At 43.5% G+C, this 21,030-nt stretch carries 18 protein-coding genes; 12 read left to right on the forward strand and 6 right to left on the reverse strand.

Annotated elements, in window-relative coordinates:
• Nucleotides 1-35 precede the first annotated feature (35 nt).
• Complete coding sequence (locus tag IEV39_RS14785; protein WP_005283852.1) at nt 36-2,714, reverse strand: TonB-dependent receptor; 2,679 nt, start codon at nt 2,712-2,714, stop codon at nt 36-38.
• Between the two features lie 658 nt (nt 2,715-3,372).
• Between IEV39_RS14785 and IEV39_RS14790 the strand changes: the two genes are divergently transcribed.
• From IEV39_RS14790 to IEV39_RS14815, 6 genes are read left to right on the forward strand one after another with little or no spacing between them, the layout of a single operon-like run.
• Nucleotides 3,373-5,157, forward strand: coding sequence for an ABC transporter substrate-binding protein (locus IEV39_RS14790; RefSeq protein WP_005283855.1), 1,785 nt, complete (start codon nt 3,373-3,375; stop codon nt 5,155-5,157).
• Between the two features lie 14 nt (nt 5,158-5,171).
• Nucleotides 5,172-6,989 (forward strand): ABC transporter substrate-binding protein, encoded by a 1,818-nt coding sequence (locus IEV39_RS14795; protein ID WP_005283857.1) that lies wholly within the window; start codon nt 5,172-5,174, stop codon nt 6,987-6,989.
• A gap of 26 nt (nt 6,990-7,015) precedes the next feature.
• Nucleotides 7,016-9,028, forward strand: a complete 2,013-nt coding sequence (locus IEV39_RS14800; RefSeq protein ID WP_005283860.1) for a M3 family metallopeptidase — start codon at nt 7,016-7,018, stop codon at nt 9,026-9,028.
• Between the two features lie 12 nt (nt 9,029-9,040).
• Nucleotides 9,041-9,979 (forward strand): ABC transporter permease, encoded by a 939-nt coding sequence (locus tag IEV39_RS14805; protein ID WP_005229006.1) that lies wholly within the window; start codon nt 9,041-9,043, stop codon nt 9,977-9,979.
• Between the two features lie 11 nt (nt 9,980-9,990).
• Entirely contained in the window at nt 9,991-11,130 is a 1,140-nt protein-coding gene (locus IEV39_RS14810) for an ABC transporter permease (protein ID WP_005283866.1), read from the forward strand.
• 13 nt (nt 11,131-11,143) lie between these two features.
• Nucleotides 11,144-12,871, forward strand: coding sequence for an ABC transporter ATP-binding protein (locus tag IEV39_RS14815; RefSeq protein WP_005283868.1), 1,728 nt, complete (start codon nt 11,144-11,146; stop codon nt 12,869-12,871).
• A gap of 57 nt (nt 12,872-12,928) precedes the next feature.
• Here IEV39_RS14815 and rluB read toward each other — a convergent pair whose 3' ends face one another.
• Genes rluB through IEV39_RS14830 form a run of 3 tightly spaced genes read right to left on the reverse strand, consistent with a single transcriptional unit; the run spans nt 12,929 to nt 15,305 of the window.
• A complete protein-coding gene (rluB, locus tag IEV39_RS14820; RefSeq protein ID WP_005283870.1) occupies nt 12,929-13,873 on the reverse strand; it encodes a 23S rRNA pseudouridine(2605) synthase RluB in 945 nt (314 codons plus the stop codon).
• 41 nt (nt 13,874-13,914) lie between these two features.
• Complete coding sequence (gene scpB / locus IEV39_RS14825; protein ID WP_005283872.1) at nt 13,915-14,514, reverse strand: SMC-Scp complex subunit ScpB; 600 nt, start codon at nt 14,512-14,514, stop codon at nt 13,915-13,917.
• Nucleotides 14,511-15,305 carry a segregation and condensation protein A gene (locus IEV39_RS14830; RefSeq protein WP_005283875.1) on the reverse strand — a complete coding sequence of 265 codons (795 nt, stop codon included), beginning with the start codon at nt 15,303-15,305 and terminating at the stop codon, nt 14,511-14,513. Before IEV39_RS14830 ends, scpB begins: the two co-directional genes overlap by 4 nt.
• 246 nt (nt 15,306-15,551) lie before the next feature.
• On the opposite strand from IEV39_RS14830, the gene IEV39_RS14835 reads away from it, so the two are divergent.
• Together IEV39_RS14835 and IEV39_RS18570 are read left to right on the forward strand one after the other, a co-directional pair.
• Nucleotides 15,552-16,268, forward strand: a complete 717-nt coding sequence (locus IEV39_RS14835; protein WP_005283877.1) for a GNAT family N-acetyltransferase — start codon at nt 15,552-15,554, stop codon at nt 16,266-16,268.
• A gap of 47 nt (nt 16,269-16,315) precedes the next feature.
• Nucleotides 16,316-16,768: a hypothetical protein gene (locus tag IEV39_RS18570; protein ID WP_227554528.1), complete on the forward strand. Its 453-nt coding sequence runs from the start codon at nt 16,316-16,318 to the stop codon at nt 16,766-16,768.
• 29 nt (nt 16,769-16,797) lie between these two features.
• Here IEV39_RS18570 and IEV39_RS14845 read toward each other — a convergent pair whose 3' ends face one another.
• Nucleotides 16,798-17,415, reverse strand: coding sequence for an L-threonylcarbamoyladenylate synthase (locus IEV39_RS14845; RefSeq protein ID WP_004770885.1), 618 nt, complete (start codon nt 17,413-17,415; stop codon nt 16,798-16,800).
• An 87-nt stretch (nt 17,416-17,502) separates the two neighbouring features.
• Complete coding sequence (locus tag IEV39_RS14850) at nt 17,503-18,165, reverse strand: elongation factor P hydroxylase (protein ID WP_005283882.1); 663 nt, start codon at nt 18,163-18,165, stop codon at nt 17,503-17,505.
• 96 nt (nt 18,166-18,261) lie between these two features.
• On the opposite strand from IEV39_RS14850, the gene IEV39_RS14855 reads away from it, so the two are divergent.
• From IEV39_RS14855 to fabG, 4 genes are all read left to right on the forward strand, one after another.
• Nucleotides 18,262-18,822 (forward strand): YceD family protein, encoded by a 561-nt coding sequence (locus tag IEV39_RS14855; protein WP_005229015.1) that lies wholly within the window; start codon nt 18,262-18,264, stop codon nt 18,820-18,822.
• 75 nt (nt 18,823-18,897) lie between these two features.
• On the forward strand, nt 18,898-19,083 hold the full coding sequence (rpmF, locus tag IEV39_RS14860; RefSeq protein WP_004638135.1) for a 50S ribosomal protein L32: 186 nt from the start codon (nt 18,898-18,900) through the stop codon (nt 19,081-19,083).
• A gap of 197 nt (nt 19,084-19,280) precedes the next feature.
• Nucleotides 19,281-20,267 carry an ACP S-malonyltransferase gene (gene fabD / locus IEV39_RS14865; RefSeq protein ID WP_005229016.1) on the forward strand — a complete coding sequence of 329 codons (987 nt, stop codon included), beginning with the start codon at nt 19,281-19,283 and terminating at the stop codon, nt 20,265-20,267.
• Nucleotides 20,264-20,998, forward strand: a complete 735-nt coding sequence (gene fabG / locus IEV39_RS14870; RefSeq protein WP_005229017.1) for a 3-oxoacyl-ACP reductase FabG — start codon at nt 20,264-20,266, stop codon at nt 20,996-20,998. Before fabD ends, fabG begins: the two co-directional genes overlap by 4 nt.
• Nucleotides 20,999-21,030 lie beyond the last annotated feature (32 nt).

The following is a 21,030-nucleotide window of genomic DNA, read 5'->3' on the forward strand; positions in this document are numbered from 1 at the left end:
ACAGAACAGTAGTCATGCCATAGTGGCGAAACGTATTAAAATTTGTAGGTGCCTCTTAGGAAATATGCTCGACCTGTGACATCGCTATAGCGTGGGTCATAACCATATTGGAAGTTGTCTAATACATTCGATGCAGATGGTTCAGCATCAAATATATTTTTTATACCTGCAGTAAGTTCTAGATTTTTAAAGCCTTTATAGGTTCCTGAAATGTTGTAGAGGGTGTAGTCACTAACACGGTGATTGTCATATTTATCATCCCCCGTTTCATTCTGGTCTTTATAACCTCGATAGAATTCTTGCTCGAATACCATTTTCCAGTTTTCGTAGCTCCAATTTACATTTGCAACATGCTTCCAGCGTAAAATTGCAGGATCATCGTACTTGCCTGCATAGCCATCCCAAGTTCCGCCTTTTTCTTCTTGTCTGTCATAATTAATAATATAGGTACCATCAATTCCAAAGCCAAAGCGACCTGTTACGGTCATTGGGGAGAGATAATTGAGGGCAAGGTCAATCCCTTGAGTTTTAACCCCGCCCATATTGGTTAATGCACTATTGATATATTGGAGACGACCATCATCTCCACGAATGAAGCGATCTGCATATTTTTCCGGATCACCAAAGATCATGGCTTCACCAATACTATTAATCAGTCCATCGATTTTGATGTTGTAATAGTCGGCAGAGAAAACAAGATTCTTAATCGGCTCTACGACGAAACCAGCCGTGATCGAGGTAGATTCTTCCGGTTGCAAACCTTTAGTTCCACCTTGAGTACGATAAAACTGTGTATTACATTCGGTCTTATATTGATCTGAGATGGCTTGGCCATTTGGGCAAAGCACAGGATCATTGTATTTCGCTCCAGTATAGGTCTTACTCTGAGGTGCATTGATGTCATACAGACTTGGTGCACGGAAACCTGTACTATAAGATGTACGGAACATTAACTGTTTTAAAGGTTCCCAACGGAAGGCGACTTTGGGATTGAAAGTATCACCAAAATCACTGTATTTGTCATAACGGGCAGCAAGTTGGGCTTCTAGTGTTTTGGTAACGGGTATATGTAGCTCAGTAAAAACAGCTGTGATATCGCGTTTACCTTTACTTTCTGGTTTGTCTGGATCAATACCGCTCCCTGGAACTTGTTTTACAATTTCTGAGTTAACATTTGCTTTCCAGTCTTGAGAACTAAAGCTTCCCCCGAATGCAAAGCCAACATCACCAGCGGGAAGGGTATAAATTGGACGACTGACATTAAAGTCAAATGTCGTTGCCGTTAAGGTGCCTTTATTGGTATCTCCCTTAACTTCAAATGATTGCCATATATTTTGATCCGCACTTGGACCAAATGGATTCAGTTTCCCAGCATTTAAAGCAGCTTGTACTTGGCTCTGATTGAGGTAACCGCCAGCAAAACCATCTGTTGCTTCACTGCGTGCATAGGAAATCCCCGTGTTGATATCCCATCCATACGCTTCACCTTCCAAAGCAAGTAGTGCTCGATGTGATTCATTGACAGGATTAGATATACGATTTCCTGCCTGCGAACGTAAATAAAGTTCTAAAGGTTCGCCACTTAAACCACTGACAGCAGGGGTAATACCATTTCCTGGGTAATAAGGACTTGTTGAGGGAAGCGTAACCGAACGGCTGTAAACATCAGGGGCAATAGACGTTGTAACTTCGTTACGTGAATAAATATATTCACCAATAGCATTAAAATTGTCATTTAATTTGAACGTGCCGCGTCCGAGTGCAGAAATTGTTTCTGATTTTGGAACGATACCGATCAATGCTTGAGTATTTAGATAGCACAGTTCACCATCTGAAACGGTATTTGGAGCATTATTACATGCTGTACTTGCATAAGGGTTGCCAAGTTTTCCTGTTTTCGGATCACGAAAATTGGCTGGAAAACCATTGGCTGAACTGGCATCAATTCCTAATTCCGGAAGAAGCCCGCCTCGTTTACTGGCTTTACGATCTCTTGCCATAATGTCATTTGAACGGCGGTAATCAATGACGCCCATCACATTAAAACCTTGTTCCTCCAGATCTCCGTAGCCACCAAATATTGAGACATCCTGCTTATCACCGCCACTTTCTTCAGGCTGGATTAAACCCGCGCTAATATTTAATCCTTCAAAGGACTTTTTGGTAATAAAATTGATTACGCCTGCAATCGCATCTGCCCCATAAATTGCAGAAGCGCCATCACGGAGGATTTCGATACGATCAACCATCGCCATTGGAATAATATTCAAGTTGGTTGTTGATGTACTAAAAGGGCTATACGCTAAACGGCGACCATTCAATAAAATCAAAGTCTTGTCGGTACCTAAAGCACGTAAATTCGCTGATGAACCTTCGGTATTACTTGCTCCCACATTTTGGGCGGTTGCGAAACCAGCCTGGTTAGCACTCACTTTGGTTAACGCTTCTTCAACGGTGGTCACGCCTTGTTTAGCAAGGTCGTCGGCTTTGATAATGGTAATCGGCGAGGCACTTTGAGCTGCAACGCCTTTGATGGAAGATCCCGTCACGGCGACCTTAACCACCTTGGTGGGTTTTTCTTCAGTTGTTGAGTCCGCGTCGGCAGCATGTGCCATGGTTAGACACAGCATACTTAAACTCAAGGTGCTCAGTTTAAGTAGGGTTTTGCTCGTTTTTGACGTAGCGTTAGGTTGAGCGAAGTTGGCTTTTTTCATTGTTTATTGAACCCCTAATGGTTTGCCACTCTAAAATTAGATAAATCCGTTTTAGCAAGACCTGTGCCAAGCCCTATTTTTAGATTTCGCTTAATGTAGAATAAATTATGTAAAAGTGTTTTAGTTTTTATTTATAAGCTTTTCATATTTTTACCAATTATTAAAAACATAAAATAATAAAGAATGTGGGGTATTTGTCATAAAGTACCAATTAATGTGTTCTTCTCCTACGCATTAAAATGAATCATAACGTTTTATTTTTGCTTTTTTATAGTGCAAAAGCTTCTCTATCCACAGAAAACATGTATTTTATTAATATGATTTCATGGAAATGGGAATTAATATAAAAAAATATGATTTGGCAGAAAGTTACTTTTATTTAAGATGCCTGAAAACCGGAATGGCATTAAAATATTTATGGTCAAAAAATAAGCATTATTTTTTTATTGGAAAAGTGGCACGAAATTCGCTAGTTAATTTTTTTGTGATAAAGCATTCTTTCTTGGGATTAATTTTTTCCAAATGATAAATTTTTATTAAACAAATGATTTTATGATAAAAATTTTTCAAGGTTAATCTAAAGAAGAGAAATGGTTGTGGTGTTGAATGCTATGCGAAAGTCTAGTATTTATTAAAAAACGATGATGTGAGTATTAAGTTGAAGTCTATTTTTATTACGGTCACTGTTTTATCCAGTGTAGTTGCATGTATGCCCATGGTTTATGCAAAAACACCAGCTCAAGCTGACAAAGTACTCCGTGTTGCTTTTGAGGCGCCAGATGATGGTTTTGATATGGTTAAAACCTTCAACTACTATAGTGGAAATGTCGCTGATGTTATTTTTGAAAGACTGGTTCAATATGATTATCTGGCAGATCCCGTTAAACTAATGCCTGGAACTGCACAAAGTTTACCGGTCATTGAAAAAAATGGACAGGTGTATACCTTTAAAATAAAGTCAGGTATTTATTTTACGGATGATCCCGCATTTAAAGGTAAGCGCAGGGAGCTGGTGGCTGAAGACTATGTTTATTCCATTAAACGCATTTTAGATCCTAAAAATCATGCTTCATCATTTTCTTTTATTGATAATAAAATTGTCGGTGCCAATGCGCTGATTGAACAGGCAAAGAAAACTGGAAATTTTAATTATGATGCCAAGATTGAAGGGATCAAGGCACTCGATAAATATACGATTCAATTTACGCTGACGCAACCTGATTATAACTTTCCTTATATTCTGGCTTATAGTTCATTTGGGGCAACTGCACGTGAAGTGGTTGAATACTATAAAGATCGTTTGGCTATGCATCCTGTCGGTACGGGCCCTTATATGCTGAGTAAATATGTCCCTCGCAGCAAGATCGAACTGGTTGCCAATCCGGATTACCGGGGTTTTGTCTGGAACTTTAAATCGACGGGCACGGCTTGGGACAATCAACTGGTTAAGGAAATGAGCGGCAAGCAGATGCCACAAATCGGCAAGGTCAATATCAGTATTATTGAAGAAGAACAGTCGCGCTGGCTGGCATTTCAGTCCAAGCAGCTCGATTTTGACAAAGTCACCTCAAATGCGATTCCTAAAGTGCTTGATCACAACAATCAACTCAAGCCCGCCATAAAAAAACAGGGGATTCGCCTGTATGCCAATAAAGAGGCTGAGATTACTTATTCGATGTTGAATATGCGTGATCCGGTAGTCGGCGGGAAGAGTCTGGACAAAATTGCCTTAAGGCGAGCAATCGCAATGTCGTTTAATGTGAATGAATATATTCGCATATTACGAAAAGGCCAGGCAGTGAAGGCTGAAATGCTGGTTCCTGCAGGGATTAGTGGGCATAACCCCGATTACCGCAGTAGCATTGGCTACAATCCTGTATTGGCCAATAAACTGCTGGATCATTTCGGTTATAAAAAGGGTGCCGATGGTTATCGTAACCTACCTAATGGCAAAGCTTTAACCTTAAAAATCAATACTGAAAGTGGCTCATCTTCAGTAATGTATTCTGAATTATGGAAGAAAAATCTGGACGCAATCGGGATACGTGCTGATTTTAAAGTCAGTAATTTTGCCGATAACCTAAAAGCGGCCACGCAGTGTCAATATATGATGTGGAGTGGTGCATGGCATGCCGACTATCCTGAAGGGGAAAACTTCACTCAGTTACTTTATGGACCTAATGTTGGACGCGGTAATCAGTCCTGTTATCAATCTACTGCTTATGACAATTTATATAAGCAGGCCATGCAGCAACCACCTGAAAAACGCATACCATTCTATGAAAAAATGAGTCGCCAGATTGAGGCCGACAATACCTGGATTTTACAGGATACACGGATTCGCAACTGGTTGATTCAACCAGAAGTTCAGGGGTTTAAGGCTCATCCTATTATGAATACCAATTGGCAATACCTTGATATTGCTTCACCAAATCAAAAATAAGTGATGTGTATACGATGAAGCAAAATTTTAAAATTTCTATTTTGCGTGCAGGACTGGCACTGGTATTGGGGACGACCCTAGGTTCAGGTTTCAGCTCAGTACAAGCCAAAAACCCTGCCGATCCCAAAAAAGTCTTGCGTTATGCTTTTCCGGTGGCAGAAACGGGCTTTGATCCCGTGGCGACTCAAGATTTATATTCTGCCCATGTTTTATATTCTGTCTTTGAAACCCTCTATACCTATGACTATCTGGCATCTCCAGCAAAACTGGTTCCGAATACTGCGGTTGCCTTGCCCGAGGTCAGTGCAGATGGCCTGACCTATACCATCCGGCTAAAGAAAGGGATTTATTTTGCTGCTGATCCGGTATTTAAAGGCAAGCCCAGAGAGTTGACGGCAGCTGATTATGCCTATTCCTATAAGCGCTTACTGGACCCGAATTTACGCTCACCGAATAGTTGGTTATTTGAAGACAAAATTAACGGGATGGATGCTTTAATTCAACAGGCCAGTAAAACCGGAAAATTTAACTACGATCAGCCGATCAGCGGATTACAGACACCAGATCGTTATACCTTGGTGATTCGTCTGAAAGAACCGAATCATAATTTCCCTATGCTGCTTGCCCATCAACCGACAGGAGCAGTCGCCCGTGAAGTGATTGAACATTATCGGGATAAAACAACAGGCTATGCCATGGCGCATCCCGTCGGAACAGGCCCTTATGTGCTGGCACACTGGACGCCAGGTTCACGGATTATTTTGAAAGCCAACCCTGATTATCGCGGTTTTAACTGGAACTTTAAGGCAAACACACCAGACGAGCAGAAAATCGTCCAGCAGATGCAAGGCAAAAAAATGCCGCAGATCGGAGTGATTGATATTCGCGTCATTGAAGAATCACAATCAGGATGGCTTGCTTTTCAGAAAGACGGTCTGGATTTATTCACACTGGACGGTGAGTTACCTGCACAAGCCTTACAGCAAGATGGCAGCTTAAAGCCCGAGCTGGCCAAGAAAGGTATTCAATTGTCGCGTATACCGGATCCATCGATTGATTACTTGTACTGGAATATCCAGAATCCGGTGGTCGGTGGTTTTGGTAAAGATAAAATCGCCTTGCGCCGTGCCATGTCGATGGCCATTTCCAAAGATAAAATGATTACGATTCTGGCTAAAGGCAATGCTAAAAAACTGGAATCTCCGATTCCTTATGGGGTCGCGGGGCATGACCCTGAGTATAAAAGCAGTATTCCTTATTCGGTCAAGGCCGCAAATCTGTTACTGGATCGGTATCACTATAAAGTCGGGGCCGATGGCTGGCGCAGACTGCCTGATGGCAAGCCGCTGGTGATTGAGTTTATGCCATCCACCAGCAGTGCCCGTAGTATGCAAATGGCTGAACTACTCAAGAAAGACCTGAGCAATATCAAAATTAATATGGTATCCAAGCCCGTTCCTTTCGCGGAAGGTTTAAAGGTGGAAAAACAGTGTAAGACCATGTTTAAAGCCTCTGCCTGGATTGCCGACTATCCCGATGCCGATAATTTTATGCAGTTATTCTATGGCAATAATATTCATGCCACTAACCATACCTGCTTTAAATTACCAGAATATGACCGTTTATATGAACAATCCCTGAAACTGGACGATGGGCCTGAACGCGATATGTTATATCGCAAAATGTCACGTCTTTTAGAGTTTTACTCACCCGTACAATTCGTCTCGACCCGTTATCGGACTGTGGTCGCACAGCCTCGGGTGCTGGGCTATAAAAAGCATCCTATCTTGCCAGCCGAGTGGATGTACATTGATATACAAGATAAGAAATAACCAACACATTAAATTGGAGAGAAAGAATGGCGAAAAAAATATTGCAATTATCGAGTCTGGCTTTGTTATCCATGACGGCCATCGGCATGAGCCAGAATATCTGGGCTGAAAGAACCACCTTACCTATTTTAAAAACCGCGGCTAGTGCGCAATGGTGTGATGCCAACTTAGAAAAATTACAACAGCGTATTGCTCAACTTGAAAAACAAACAGTAAAACAGCAGTCTGATGCCGCACCAGTCTTGGCTGAGTGGGATCAACTGATGGCAAGCTTTGAAGATTTTGCCGGACCGATCAGCTTATATAGCAATGTTGATCCGGATGCGAAATTGCGTAAAGCTGCCGAAGACTGTGAAGTCAAATTGAACCAGCTACAAACTGAAATTTATCAGAATCCGAAACTGTATCAGCGCATTAAAAATACTGTGGCAGCAGATGCCATTGATCGTAAATATCGTCAGGACATCCTCGATGCCTTTGAAGATACCGGTGTGCAATTAGCCCCTGAGAAGCGAGCTCGGGTGAAAACGATTTTTGATGAATTGACCAAACTTTCGCAAGAGTTCTCCCGTAATATCCGTGATAATCCGGAAAAACTGGAGTTTACCCCTGCGGGATTAAAGGGCTTACCTGACAGTTATATTGCAGGGTTAAAGAAAAATGACAAAGGTAATTATTTATTAGGCTTTGAATATCCTGAATATCAGCCTTTCATGGAACTGGCAGACAGCGATGCTGCACGTAAGCGTTATCAAACCGCCTTTACCCGTCGTGGTACGGAAAAGAATCTGGTTTTACTGAAACAGATTATCGACTTGCGCTATGAACTGGCGCAGTTGTTTGGTCAGGCTAGTTATGCTGATCTGGCCTTAAAAAAACGCATGGCGAAAACACCAAAAACAGTGAATAGCTTCTTGACGGATGTACATAAAGTGGTGGCACCACTCGAGCAAAAAGAAGTAGAAGAACTACGTGCGTTTAAAGCTAAAACCTTAAACACGCCGATTGAAAAAACAGAAATTAATCGCTGGAATGTGGGGTATTGGAGTGAAAAGCTGCGTAAAGCTAAATACCAGATTGATCAGGAAAAACTGCGTGATTATTTTCCAACTTTAGCCGCGCAAAAATGGCTATTTGCGATTTCTTCAGATCTGTATGGCATCGAGTTTAAACCCGCCAAAGTTGATACATGGCAGGATGAAGTTGAATATTACGATGTGACAGACAAGAAAACCGGCGAAGTGCTGGGTGGCCTGTATATGGATAAATTCCCGCGTGAAGGCAAATATGGTCATGCAGCGGTGTGGGGCGTCTATGGGGGCAGCACTTTAAGCAAGCGTAAACCGATTTCTGTACTGGTGACCAACTTTAACCGCAAAGGTTTAAATAGTGATGAGCTTGAAACCTTTGTGCATGAGTTTGGTCATGCCTTACATGGCATCCTGTCGAAAACCCGTTATTCAGGCCAGTCAGGAACCTCGGTAGAGCGTGATTTTGTTGAAGCGCCTTCACAAATGTATGAGGAATGGGCTCGCCGCAAAGAGACCTTAGCTAAAGTGGCGGATTATTGTGATCCAGCTTGTCCACGTGTGGATGATGCCCTGATTGCCCGTTTGAAATCGGTCCATAATTATGGACGTGGTATGCGTTATGCACGTCAGACCCTGTATGCACAATACGACATGGCTTTGCATGGCGCCGATGCCTTGAAAGTCCGGCCGATGGATGTCTGGAAGAAAATGGAGTCAGTCACGGCATTAGGCTATGTACCCACTACCGAATTTCCAGGCCAGTTTGGGCATTTGATGGGCTATCAGGCTGGCTACTATGGTTATATGTGGTCTGAAGTACTGGCGCTGGACATGTTGTCGGCTTTTGGGGACAACTTGAACAATCCGGTAGTTGGCCAACGCTATCGCCAAGCCATTCTGTCACAAGGCAGCCAAAAGGATGCAGCCCAACTGGTGAAAGACTTCTTAGGTCGAGAGCCTGATAACAAAGCATTTTTTAATGAAATTACTGGTCAACGGGTCAAATAAGGATTTGCCATTATGCTTGCTTATGTCGTGCGTAGACTATGGCAAATGATCCCGACCATGTTGGGTGTTATTTTGCTGATTTTCTTTTTATTTAACTGGGTGGGGGGCGATCCTGCATACATTCTGGCAGGAAAGATGTCTAACCCGGAGCAAATCGAAAACATCCGTAAACAGTTGGGCGTAGATCAACCTTACTACGTACAGCTATGGATTTTTATCAAGCAGATTCTGAGCTTTGATTATGGTGTCAGCTGGAGTACCGGTGAATCGGTCTCACAGATTATTCTGACCCGTTTAGGGCCATCACTGACGTTATTGATTCCACTGACGATTTTACAAACCGTAATTTCAATTATCTTGGCTCTGGCGGTTGCTTCGGTACGTGGCTCGCTGACAGACCGTATGGTGATGATGCTGTGCACCATTGGTATGTCGATCAGTATTCTGGTGTATATCATTGTCTTCCAGTACGTTTTGGCTTATCAACTGAGCTGGTTTCCGGTGCAGGGCTGGAGTGATCATTTCAGTGAAAACCTGTTTCAATACGCCCTATTACCGATCCTGATTATGCTGGTGGTAAGTATTGCACCGACTTTACGGCTGTATCGCAGTTTTGTGCTGGATGAGATTCATCAGGATTATGTACGTACCGCCCGTGCCAAAGGTGTGGGCGAATCGCGTGTACTGGGTGTGCATGTGCTGCGTAACGCGTCCATCCCGATTGTGACCGAAGTCATGGCAAGTTTACCGGCTTTGTTAATTGGTGCCTTCCTGATTGAGCGTTTTTTTGGCATCCCGGGAATTGGACGGGAAATCATTATCGCAGTAGAGCGTAGCGATTTTCCGGTAATCAAGGCAATTACGGTCTATATCGCTGCAATGACCATGATTTTTAACCTGATCGCCGATCTGATTTATAAGCTCCTCGATCCTCGTGTTCAGTTGAAGTAGAGGAGAGCACAATGCTAAGTACAATTTTTAAAAGCAAAGCATCTTCTGATGAATCCATTGCTGCGACAGGATTATGGCAACTGGCATTAAAGCGACTGAAATCAGATCGTATTGCGGTAGTTTCCTTTATTGTGGTGCTGTTCTATTTCATCCTGCTGGCCTTATCCATGACCGGTGTGATTGCATCGGACTGGAATAAGGAAGTGGCGGTCAGTTATGCACCACCAACCTTTTTAGGCGCAGATGCCGATGCCTCGTCAACTGGGGAAGCGGCGAAGCTTAACGAAACGCTACCAGAAAATCCGGTAGACCCCTTAAAAGATGTCATCCGCCAGCTCAACAGCGAGATCCAGAATGAACAGCAAGGCGGTTATGTGGATCATTATGGTGTGGTTGATCCTTTGGCGGAAGATATGCAGCAAATTGATCAGCAACTGGGTGGGCATTTGCTTGAACAAAAGCAGGAGTTAAAAACCACCTTGCCATTTGGTGCCGATAAATGGGGGCAGGATATCTTATTAAAAACCATTAAAGGGGCGGAAACGTCGATTCTGGTCGGTTTATTGTCGGCGCTGCTGGCCGTGGTGATCGGGACTTTTCTGGGGGCGATTGCAGGTTATTTTGGCGGTTGGGTCGATGATATTCTGAACTGGTTTTACAACATTTTTACCTCGATTCCTTATTTGTTGCTGGTCCTGGCGATTGCCGCAGTACTCCAGCAAAAAGGCATTTTGTCGATTGTACTTATTCTCGGTTTGACGGGCTGGACTGGAGTATTTCGTCTGATTCGTGCCGAATATATGAAACACAAGTCGCGTGAATATGTGCTTGCTGCCAAGGCGATTGGTGTCAGTCATTTACGCCGTATGTTTGTGCATATCTTTCCTAATGTGAGTCATATTGCACTGGTACAGATTTCGATTCTGGTGGTGTCTTTTATCAAATCGGAAGTAATCCTTAGCTTCCTCGGTTTTGGTGTGCCTGTCGGTGTGGTGTCTTGGGGCAGTATGCTGAATGAAGCGCAAAGTGAACTGATTCTGGGGAAATGGTGGCAGCTGGCAGCCGCATCAATGGCAATGGCGATACTGGTCACGGCATTCTCGATGTTTACCGATGCTTTACGTGATGCACTAGATCCTAAGTTGAAATAGCGGAGAGAACAATATGCAACATCAGAATGAAATACCGCTATTACAGGTACAAGATCTTCGGGTCAGCTTTAAAGGCGAAAATAAACAGTGGATTGAAACCGTGAAAGGAATTTCATTTTCGATCCCTAAAAATAAAACCGTGGCTTTGGTGGGTGAGTCCGGCAGCGGTAAATCAGTGACCTCACTGGCGGTGATGGGGCTATTGCCAAAAGGTCAGAGCCAGATTGCAGAACGCAGCCAGATCAAGTTTGAAGGCAAGGATTTACTGCACCTGTCAGCAGGTGAAATCCGAAAGATTTGTGGTAAAGACATTGCCATGATTTTTCAGGAACCCATGTCCTCATTAAATCCGGTATTTACGGTTGGTGATCAGATTGCCGAAGTCCTACGTATTCATCTGGGTTTGCGGCGCAAGGAGGCCAGAGCCCGGGTATTGGAATTGCTCCGGGAGGTTGGTATTCCTGCACCTGAAACCAAGATTGATGCCTATCCCAGCCAGCTTTCGGGGGGACAGCAGCAACGGGTCATGATTGCGATGGCTATTGCCTGTGAACCGAAGCTTTTGATTGCGGATGAACCGACCACAGCGCTGGATGTCACCATTCAGAAACAGATCATTGATTTGCTAGAGTCATTACGACAACGTCACCAGATGTCGATGTTGTTTATTACCCATGATCTAGCACTGGTCGGGGAAATTGCCGATGAGGTGATTGTCATGCGGCATGGGGAAATTCGGGAATGTGGTCCGGTTGAGCAAGTGCTGGAACGGCCACAAGATGTCTATACCAAAGCTTTGCTGCATTGTCGTCCGCAGTTGGCTTCACGACCTTACCGCTTGCCTGTGACTAGTGACTTTATGAAACAGGAACATGGACAATGGGTTGAAGTGAGCCAGCGATCTGACCTGAATCTCAAACAACGTACTCGTGGTCTGAAGGGAGATGAACAGATTATTTTAGAGGTCAAAGACCTGAAAAAATCGTTTTATAGTCGTAAAGGCTTATGGGGACGAGAGGAGTTTCAGGCCGTGAAAGGGGTGTCCTTTCAACTGGCCAAAGGCAAAACATTGGGTTTGGTCGGTGAGTCGGGTTCAGGTAAAACCACCATCGGGTTGTTATTGATGCGTTTACACCAAGCAACCGGTGGCCAGGCATTGATTGGCGGTAAAGACATTCTGGCCATGAGTGAGAAAGAGTTTTGCCAGTATCAACGCAAGATCCAGATCATTTTCCAGAATCCTTATGCTTCACTTAATCCACGCTTTACCATCGGACAGATTTTATTGGAACCGATGCGAATTCATGGTATTGGTCAAAATGATGCGGAACGGAAAAAGATTGCTTTGGAATTACTGGAAAGAGTAAGTCTGCCAGTACAAGCTTATGACCGTTATCCACATGAGTTTTCTGGCGGGCAACGGCAACGGATAGCGATTGCACGTTGCTTGACTTTAAAACCTGAGATTTTGATTTGTGATGAATCGGTTTCTGCACTGGATGTATCGGTGCAGGCACAAGTATTGAATTTATTGCAGGATCTACAGGATGAGTTTGGATTGAGCTATATCTTTATTTCACATGATTTATCGGTGGTGAAATATATTTCAGATCAGGTGATGGTGATGAATCATGGTGAACTGGTTGAAATCGCCAATTCGGATCAACTGTATTTGCATCCACAGCATGAATATACCAAGAAACTATTGAATGCAATTCCGCAAGGGATTGCCCATCATTAAAATCAAGTCATAAAAAAACGCTCTAATAAGAGCGTTTTTTTATTTCAGATCTCAGGCTTAAAACTTTTTAAAGCCTTTGTTGAAACCAATGGTTTTACGACCATTGTTATTGTTGCTATTGCCGCTTGAACGTTGCTGTGATTGATCTTGTTCATCATCACGGCGCTGTTGACGTAAATATCCACCACGACGTGCAGCCATTGGCTTATCTGCCATACGTTCGGTACGACGTTTTGCCATGCCGAATAGACCGGTCCCTTGACGTGGTTTTAACTCGACTGATTTGGCTAAATTGTCGATATCGGTTTTATCCAGTTCCATCCAGCGACCGGTACGTAATTCACGCGGTAAAATCACCGTGCCGTAACGAGTACGTAACAAGCGGCTGACTTTCAGGCTTTGTGATTCAAAGATACGACGTACTTCGCGGTTACGACCTTCTTTTACCACCACTTGATACCAGCGGTTGATGCCGTCACCACCAATTTCAGAGAAAGATTCAAATTTCGCAGGGCCATCTTCAAGCTCAACACCTTTGAGCATGTTGTTGCGAATTTGCGGTGTCACTTCACCCATGACACGAACCGCGTATTCACGCTCAACTTCGTTTGAAGGGTGCATTAAACGGTTGGCAAGTTCACCATCATTGGTGAATAGCAACAGACCTGTACTGTTGATGTCCAGACGACCCACCATGACCCAGCGGTCATTGGCAATTTGAGGTAAATGATCAAATACGGTTGGGCGTTTTTCAGGGTCATTGCGTGAGCAAATTTCACCTTCTGGCTTATAGTAAATCAACACACGACGACGGATTTCGTCTTCAATCTGGAACTGTACTTTACGACCATCGATACGGAGTTCATCACCTGGTTCGATACGTTCACCGACCTGGGCAATACGACCATTGATGCTGACACGACCAGCAGCAATGACTTCCTCCATATAGCGACGCGAGCCGAGCCCGACTCTCGCTAAAACCTTTTGTAATTTTTCACTCATGACAGCACAACCTTAGACATAATGATCAACAGTTCACCTTCTCAAGACTTCGGCGCATGTGCATCGAGAGCCATGAATGCTTCCTTGGCGTTCTGCAGGGGAGGCAATTGACCTAGCGAAGCTAAACCAAAAGCATTTAAAAACTGGGGCGTTGTAATCAACAACGCAGGTCTTCCGGGTAAATCTCTGAAACCGGCTTCTTTAATCCAGTTCCAGTCAAAAAGTGTTCTTAAAATCTGGCTGTTATTAGAGACACCACGAATCTGCTCAATATCGGCACGGGTTACAGGTTGATGATAAGCAATCACTGCGACAGTTTCGAGTAATGAGGGTGATAACTTGGTCGGACGTTCCGGCCAGACTTGTGCAATGATATTGCGATATTTGGCGCGCACCTGAAAACGAAAGCCTTGCGCCGTTTCAATCAATTCAACCGAACGGCCATGCTGCAACATCGCCAGTTGCTGCACAAAGGTCCGTAATTGTTGTTTATTATATTGGTTTTGAAAGGCTTCTTTTAGACGGGCAATCGAAACTGGTGAGTCACTGGCGAACAGGATCGCTTCGATTTGTAATAAAACATCGTGATGAATGTCTTCAAGTGACAGGCTTTCATTTTGTTCTAACTGTTCTAAACTCATGCGGCAATTCCCTGAATGGTCAACGGAGCTTCAATACCAGTATGAATAATCTGGATTTTTTGCTGACGTGTGAGTTCAAGTACGGCCATAAAGGTCACCACCATCCCCATACGACCTTGCTGGGGATTTAATAATTCAATAAAACTCAACGCTTCACCTAATGCGAGCTGGCTTTCAATAAAGGCAATCCGTTCTTCTAGCAAGACGGGTTCCTGCGCGACCACATGCGTGACCGGTTCAGGGCGGTTAAATACACAAAATAATGCATCATGTAAGGCAGCGACATCATAGCCTTCATAAATCGGTGCAATATGCCCCAGACTGACATTGGCACTAAAGGTATCGCGTTCGAAGATCGGCATTTGTCCCAATCGTTCGGCAGCCTGTTTAATCCGTAAATAGGTTTCCAGACGGTCAATCAATTCCTGTTTTGGATCTTTTTCAAATTGATCGACAACAGCAGGTTTGGGCAATAACAGACGTGATTTCAGATCCGCCAGAAGCGCGGCCATCACCATATAATCCGCTGTCAGTTCGATATTCAACGATTTCATACTGTCCATATAAGACAGATACTGGGTGGCAATCGGTGAAATATCCACTTGTAATAGATCAAAGCCATTTTTTTGGATCAGGTAAATCAGGAAATCCAGCGGCCCTTCAAACTGTTCCAGTAAAATTTCAAACGCGGCAGGTGGAATATACAAATCTTCAGGTATGACTTCTTGCCACTCGTCAAGCACGCGAATGGAAGGAGTGGACTCCAAAGTTTGGGGGAGAATTTGGTTCATTACCGTTATAAGCCACGCGAATTTTCAAAAGCATGAAAAGATATAATTTTTGTGCAAGAAAGGCACATGCTACCAAGAGCACGCTCATTCTACTCGAAAACCCAAATTTAATAAATTGCTGACTTACAAAAACCTTAAACTTCTCAGGGTATTTTTCCTATTTATGTAGGATCAGCTAGGTCAGCTAAAAAACTTATGCTTAAATGAGCAGCGAAAATCATGTTTGCTTCTTAATTATAAATTGCCATGAAAAAATATTTAAAAACGCAACAAAATCCGTTTGGACAAAGTGTTGGCTTTGCCATTGATCATCAGCCCTGTCTACCCATTGAGCAAAATCTGACGGGGCAATACGTTCAACTGCTTCATATTGACGGTGAAATTTCCGATCAGGCTGCAACTGAAATCTGGCAGGCTGTAGAAACTGAGCCTGATGCGGCATGCTGGACCTATTTACCTTATTCTGCGCCAGAGAGCAAAACACAACTAAAACAAAGCTTAGATGATTTATTTGGCTTTCAGGGTTCCACCCATTTTCTGATTGAAGTGGATGGCAAAGTTCAGGGCTGGATTGCGCTATTGAACCCACGATTAAACTATGGAGCGATTGAAATCGGTAATGTGTACTACTCACATCAGATGAAAAAATCCAAAGCCTCGACGGAAACCATATTTTTATTGTTACAACAATGCTTCAAACAGGGCTTTAGACGGGTAGAGTGGAAATGTGATGACTGCAATGCACCCTCTAAAGCAGCGGCTTTACGCTTTGGTTTTCAATATGAGGGGCTATTCCGCCAAGACCGCATCACTAAAGGCCGTAACCGTAATACTGCATGGTTCTCAATCATTGATGAGGAGTGGCCGACACTGCAACAATGCTACTTACAGTGGTTAAATCCATCAAATTTTGATGCACAGGGATTCCAGAAACAGCGATTATCAGACTTTTTTGAAATCTGAGTTGTTGTTCGTCGTTTTAATGAGAAATATTGCGGTATATCACTTCAATGAAAAGAAAAATAATTGTTGGCCTGATGCTGACCTTACCGATTGTTCTGATCGGAAGTTTTTTTGTCTGGAACAATCCTTCTGTTCAAAAAGAACTGTTAAGGCAGTATTTAGGCAGATTGATCGTCAGCAAGATTAATCATCGCGCCAACCCGACGGCTTCGAAGTGGAAAATGGATATTCACGCCGTTAATTCCTACCCGAAGATTAGGGTGAAGATGAAATTACGAGGTGAAGGTCATAACCCGGTCAGCGCTGCGCAGCTTCAGCAGCAAAGCTGTATCTTTCTAAAAAACTTTCAGACGCTTAAACAAAGCACAAGAACCAAGGTGTATGGGCTTTTAATTGAAGATCGGCTGTCATTTGAAATCGAAATTTTTAATATGTCTGGCCAGAACATACAAAGTACCCAGCAAGTTCTGGCGCAATGTCCAAACTTTCCCTATGCCTAAGCTTGGGAGAAGAGAGCGGGTGTCAGTCCTTATTCAAAAGCACTGACATCACCGACACCACGACGCACAATTTCAGGATTCTCTCCTGACAGGTCGACAATACTGGTGGTTGATAAGGTCCCGAAACCACTGTCAATAAACACATCAATACGTTTACCCAACTGGTTTTCAATATCGTATGGATCATCCAGTGGGTCTTTCTGATCTGGCAAAATTAAAGTACTGGTCAGTAACGGTTCACCGAGTTCTTTTAATAAAGCTTGCGCAACAGGATTACTAGGAATACGCAGGCCAATGGTTTTTTTCTTCGGATGCATTAAACGTTTTGGTACTTCGCTGGTCGCCGGCAAAATAAACGTGGTGACAGCAGGTGTATTATTTTTTAATAAACGATACATGGCATTATCGACTTTGGCATAGGTCGCAATGTCAGAGAGGTCACAGCACATAATGGCATATTGATGCTTTGGCCCCAGACCACGAATTTGTGCAATACGTTCCATCGCATTTTTATTTCCGATCTGACAACCGATGGCGTAGGCCGCATCGGTCGGATAAATCACCACATCCCCAGCACGAATACGTTCCACTGCTTGTGTGATTAAGCGTGCCTGTGGATTTTCGGGATGAATATGTAAATGCAACATCTTTGAACTCCCTGATCTATATGGCTAATTTGAGTATGAAGCGGGTTGCGGTCAAGTTGCAAGCATTAGATGTGACAATTTTGTCCTTTAATCAAGGTCTTCACGTTTAAATTCATCGAGTTGTAACGGTCGGCCATGACGGGTACATAGACAGATGTAATGAATAAAATGCGCAGCATCGCGTGGTAACTTGGCTTCACCTGAAAAATAATCTTGTAGCTGAGCAAAGACATGATCTTTAAATTGCTGACCATTACCGCCATCGCCGGTCAAGTTATCTAAAGAGACACGGAACTTCCGGCCAAAAGCCTTTGCAAACAACCATTCAATGGCTTGTGGCTTGATTTCAACCTGCTCAAACAGCGCTTGTTGTTCAGCAGTTCGACCATCTGGCGCATACCAGTATCCCAGATCCGGGAGTAGGCGACGCTGTGCACCAGAGATGCTCCAGTGACTAATTTCATGCAGGGCACTATTAAAGAAACCGTGGGCAAACTGGATTCTTGCAGGCTGTCCATTTTCCGCCGGGAAATATTCTGGTTCAAAATCACCTTTAACTAGTGTGACATTATGGTGGGAAAACCAGTGATTAAAGTGTAAAATAAGCCAATCGACCTGTTCTGGTTCTGATGTTAACTTTTGCCAAGATGAGCGTTGCACTTGATCTGGCGTTAATGCAGGAGCAGAGGTTGAATGGGTGCTTACAAGTAATGAAGTTGTTACTTCAAGTTGCGGCTGCAACAGGTGCATTGCTTAATTTACCCCGAGTTCTGTCTAAAGAAGTGCAAAATTGTATCTTAATCTTTGACAGAGTACCGATGAATTTGTAGAATTGCCGCCTTAATTATGTCAGCAAATACCTTTCCGGCACAGATTGAGCCGTTTAAATGGGCTGAACAGGGCTTTACATGGTCAGGCACACTGCCATTGTCTCGCTTTGCTCGTATCGCTCGTGAAGCTGTTGGATCAATTAATGATCGATTGATCAACGTAGACTGTAAGCTATCAATGGATGCATATCATCGCATTGTATGGCTGGATGGACGTATTGAAACGAAAGTTCCAATGGAATGCCAGCGTTGTCTGGATACTGTTGAAACTGAACTTGTTTCAGATTTTCATTTGGCCTTGATCGATGATGAGTCACTGATAGAGCGCTTGGATGAGGATGCTGATTTCATCGTTTTAGGTGAAAGCGAGTCTTCGAAAAAAGGTGATTTTGATACACCTGCTTCGATTGATTTGCTCGCACTACTAGAAGATGAACTGTTATTGTTGATGCCTTTATCTCCCAAGCATGATGTTTGTGAGCATAAGCATCGACCTGCCATTCAGGACGTTGTCGAAGAGAAACGGGATAATCCGTTTGATGTTTTGGCAAGTTTGAAGGGTAAACTTAACTCATAATTTGTGATATAATGTTGAGTTAAGACAACTGAATTTGTTTCTGATCCATTTTTTCGATCTTTGTAAGGAGCCATCATGGCCGTTCAGCAAAACCGTAAAAGTCGCTCTCGCCGTGACATGCGCCGTTCACATGACGCTTTAACCGAGAATGCATTATCTGTAGACCAAACTACGGGTGAAACTCATCGTCGTCACCACGTGACTAAAGATGGTATCTACCGTGGTCGTCAATTATTCGCTAAAGCAGCTGATGCTGAATAATTGAACCATATGCATTAAGCGTTAGCTTAAAGTATAGAAAAAATGGGAGCGAAAGCTCCCTTTTTTGTTGTTTTTCGCAATTAAAAAACGATTTAATCAATGGTAAATTGCCGCATCGGAAAAGAGTCTGTTGTCATTCTCATGTAGAATCATGCATGTTGATGAAATTGGCGATAGACCATTTTAAGGATTTTTATATGTCGACTAAGCGACTTGAGCAGGCTGCTCAAGCAACAAAAACAGCATTTGTTTTTCCTGGTCAGGGTTCACAAAAAGCAGGTATGTTGGCTGAACTTGCAGAGCAATTTAGTGTCGTTCAAGACACATTTGCAGAAGCATCGGCAGCACTTGGTTTTGATCTTTGGCATATTGCCCAGAGCGGTGAAGGTTTAGACCAGACTGAAAACACCCAGCCTGTGTTATTAACTGCAAGTATTGCCTTATGGCGTGTGTGGTTAGAACTGGGTGGAATTGTGCCAAAGTACCTTGCTGGGCACTCTTTAGGGGAATACAGTGCGCTTGTTGCAGCAGAAGCCATGACTTTAGCTGATGCGGTTAAACTGGTTCATTTACGCGGTCAATTAATGCAGAGCGCTGTTCCTCAAGGCGAAGGCGCAATGGCAGCAATTCTTGGCTTGGCAGATGACAAAGTGGTTGAACTTTGTGAAAAGGTCTCTGCTGCGGGTCAAGGTTCTGTTGAAGCTGCAAATTACAATGCACAGGGACAGGTTGTGATTGCGGGTAGTGCTGCATTGGTTCAGCAAGTGATGGCTGAAGCAAAAGAGCAGTCAGGTAAAGCGATTGCATTGCCAGTTTCAGTGCCTTCACATTGTACCTTGATGAAGCCGGCAGCAGAAAAGTTTGCTGAAGCTTTGGAACAAACTGCCATTGAGCTACCATGCCTTCCTGTAATACAAAATGTCAACGCGGAAATCGCGACAGATGTTGCGCAGTTACGTCAGGCCTTAACAGCCCAATTGTACCAGTCGGTTCAATGGACACGGACCATGCAATATCTGCAAGATCAGGGAATCCAGTACATGGTTGAATGTGGACCAGGGACTGTGCTCAGCAATCTTGCCAAGCGATTACCGAACATAGAAAAAGCATTTGCCATTGATAGCAAAGCACGTATGGAAGATGCCCTAAACGCAGTGTTAGTGGCAGAAGGAAAAATTGCATGACACAACAACGAAAAGTTGCGTTAGTGACAGGAGCAAGCCGCGGTATTGGCGCTGCAATTGCACAGCAACTCATTCAAGACGGTTTTTTTGTGGTTGGCACCGCAACTTCTGAAGCAGGCGCGCAAAAGCTGACAGAAAGCTTTGCTGAACATGGTGCAGGTGCTGTACTCGATGTGCGTGATGGTGCTGCGATTGATGCACTGGTTTCAGATATCGAACAAAAATATGGTTCGGTGCTGGTATTGGTTAACAATGCAGGCATTACCAAAGATAATTTGTTGCTGCGTATGTCGGAAGATGACTGGGATGACATTCTCAATATTCATCTGAAAGCGGTATACCGCTTATCTAAGCGTGTATTGAAAGGCATGACCAAAGCACGTTTCGGCCGCATTATTAATATTAGTTCAGTGGTTGCTCATTTTGCCAATCCTGGACAAGCGAACTACTCGGCAGCGAAAGCAGGGATTGAAGCATTCAGTCGTAGCTTGGCAAAAGAGATGGGGAGCCGTCAGATTACAGTGAACAGTGTTGCACCTGGTTTCATTGCCACTGAAATGACTGATCAGTTAAGCGAAGAGATTCGTAAAAAAATGACTGATCAAGTAGCTTTAAATCGTCTAGGCGAACCTCAAGATATTGCTGATGCAGTGAGTTTCCTTGCCAGCGATAAGGCGAGTTACATTACTGGTACAGTTTTACACGTAAATGGTGGTCTATACATGGCCTAACTGGCGATGTATAAACTTTTAAAAATTTTTAT

The organism is Acinetobacter courvalinii, assembly GCF_014635545.1.
GTDB lineage: Bacteria > Pseudomonadota > Gammaproteobacteria > Pseudomonadales > Moraxellaceae > Acinetobacter > Acinetobacter courvalinii.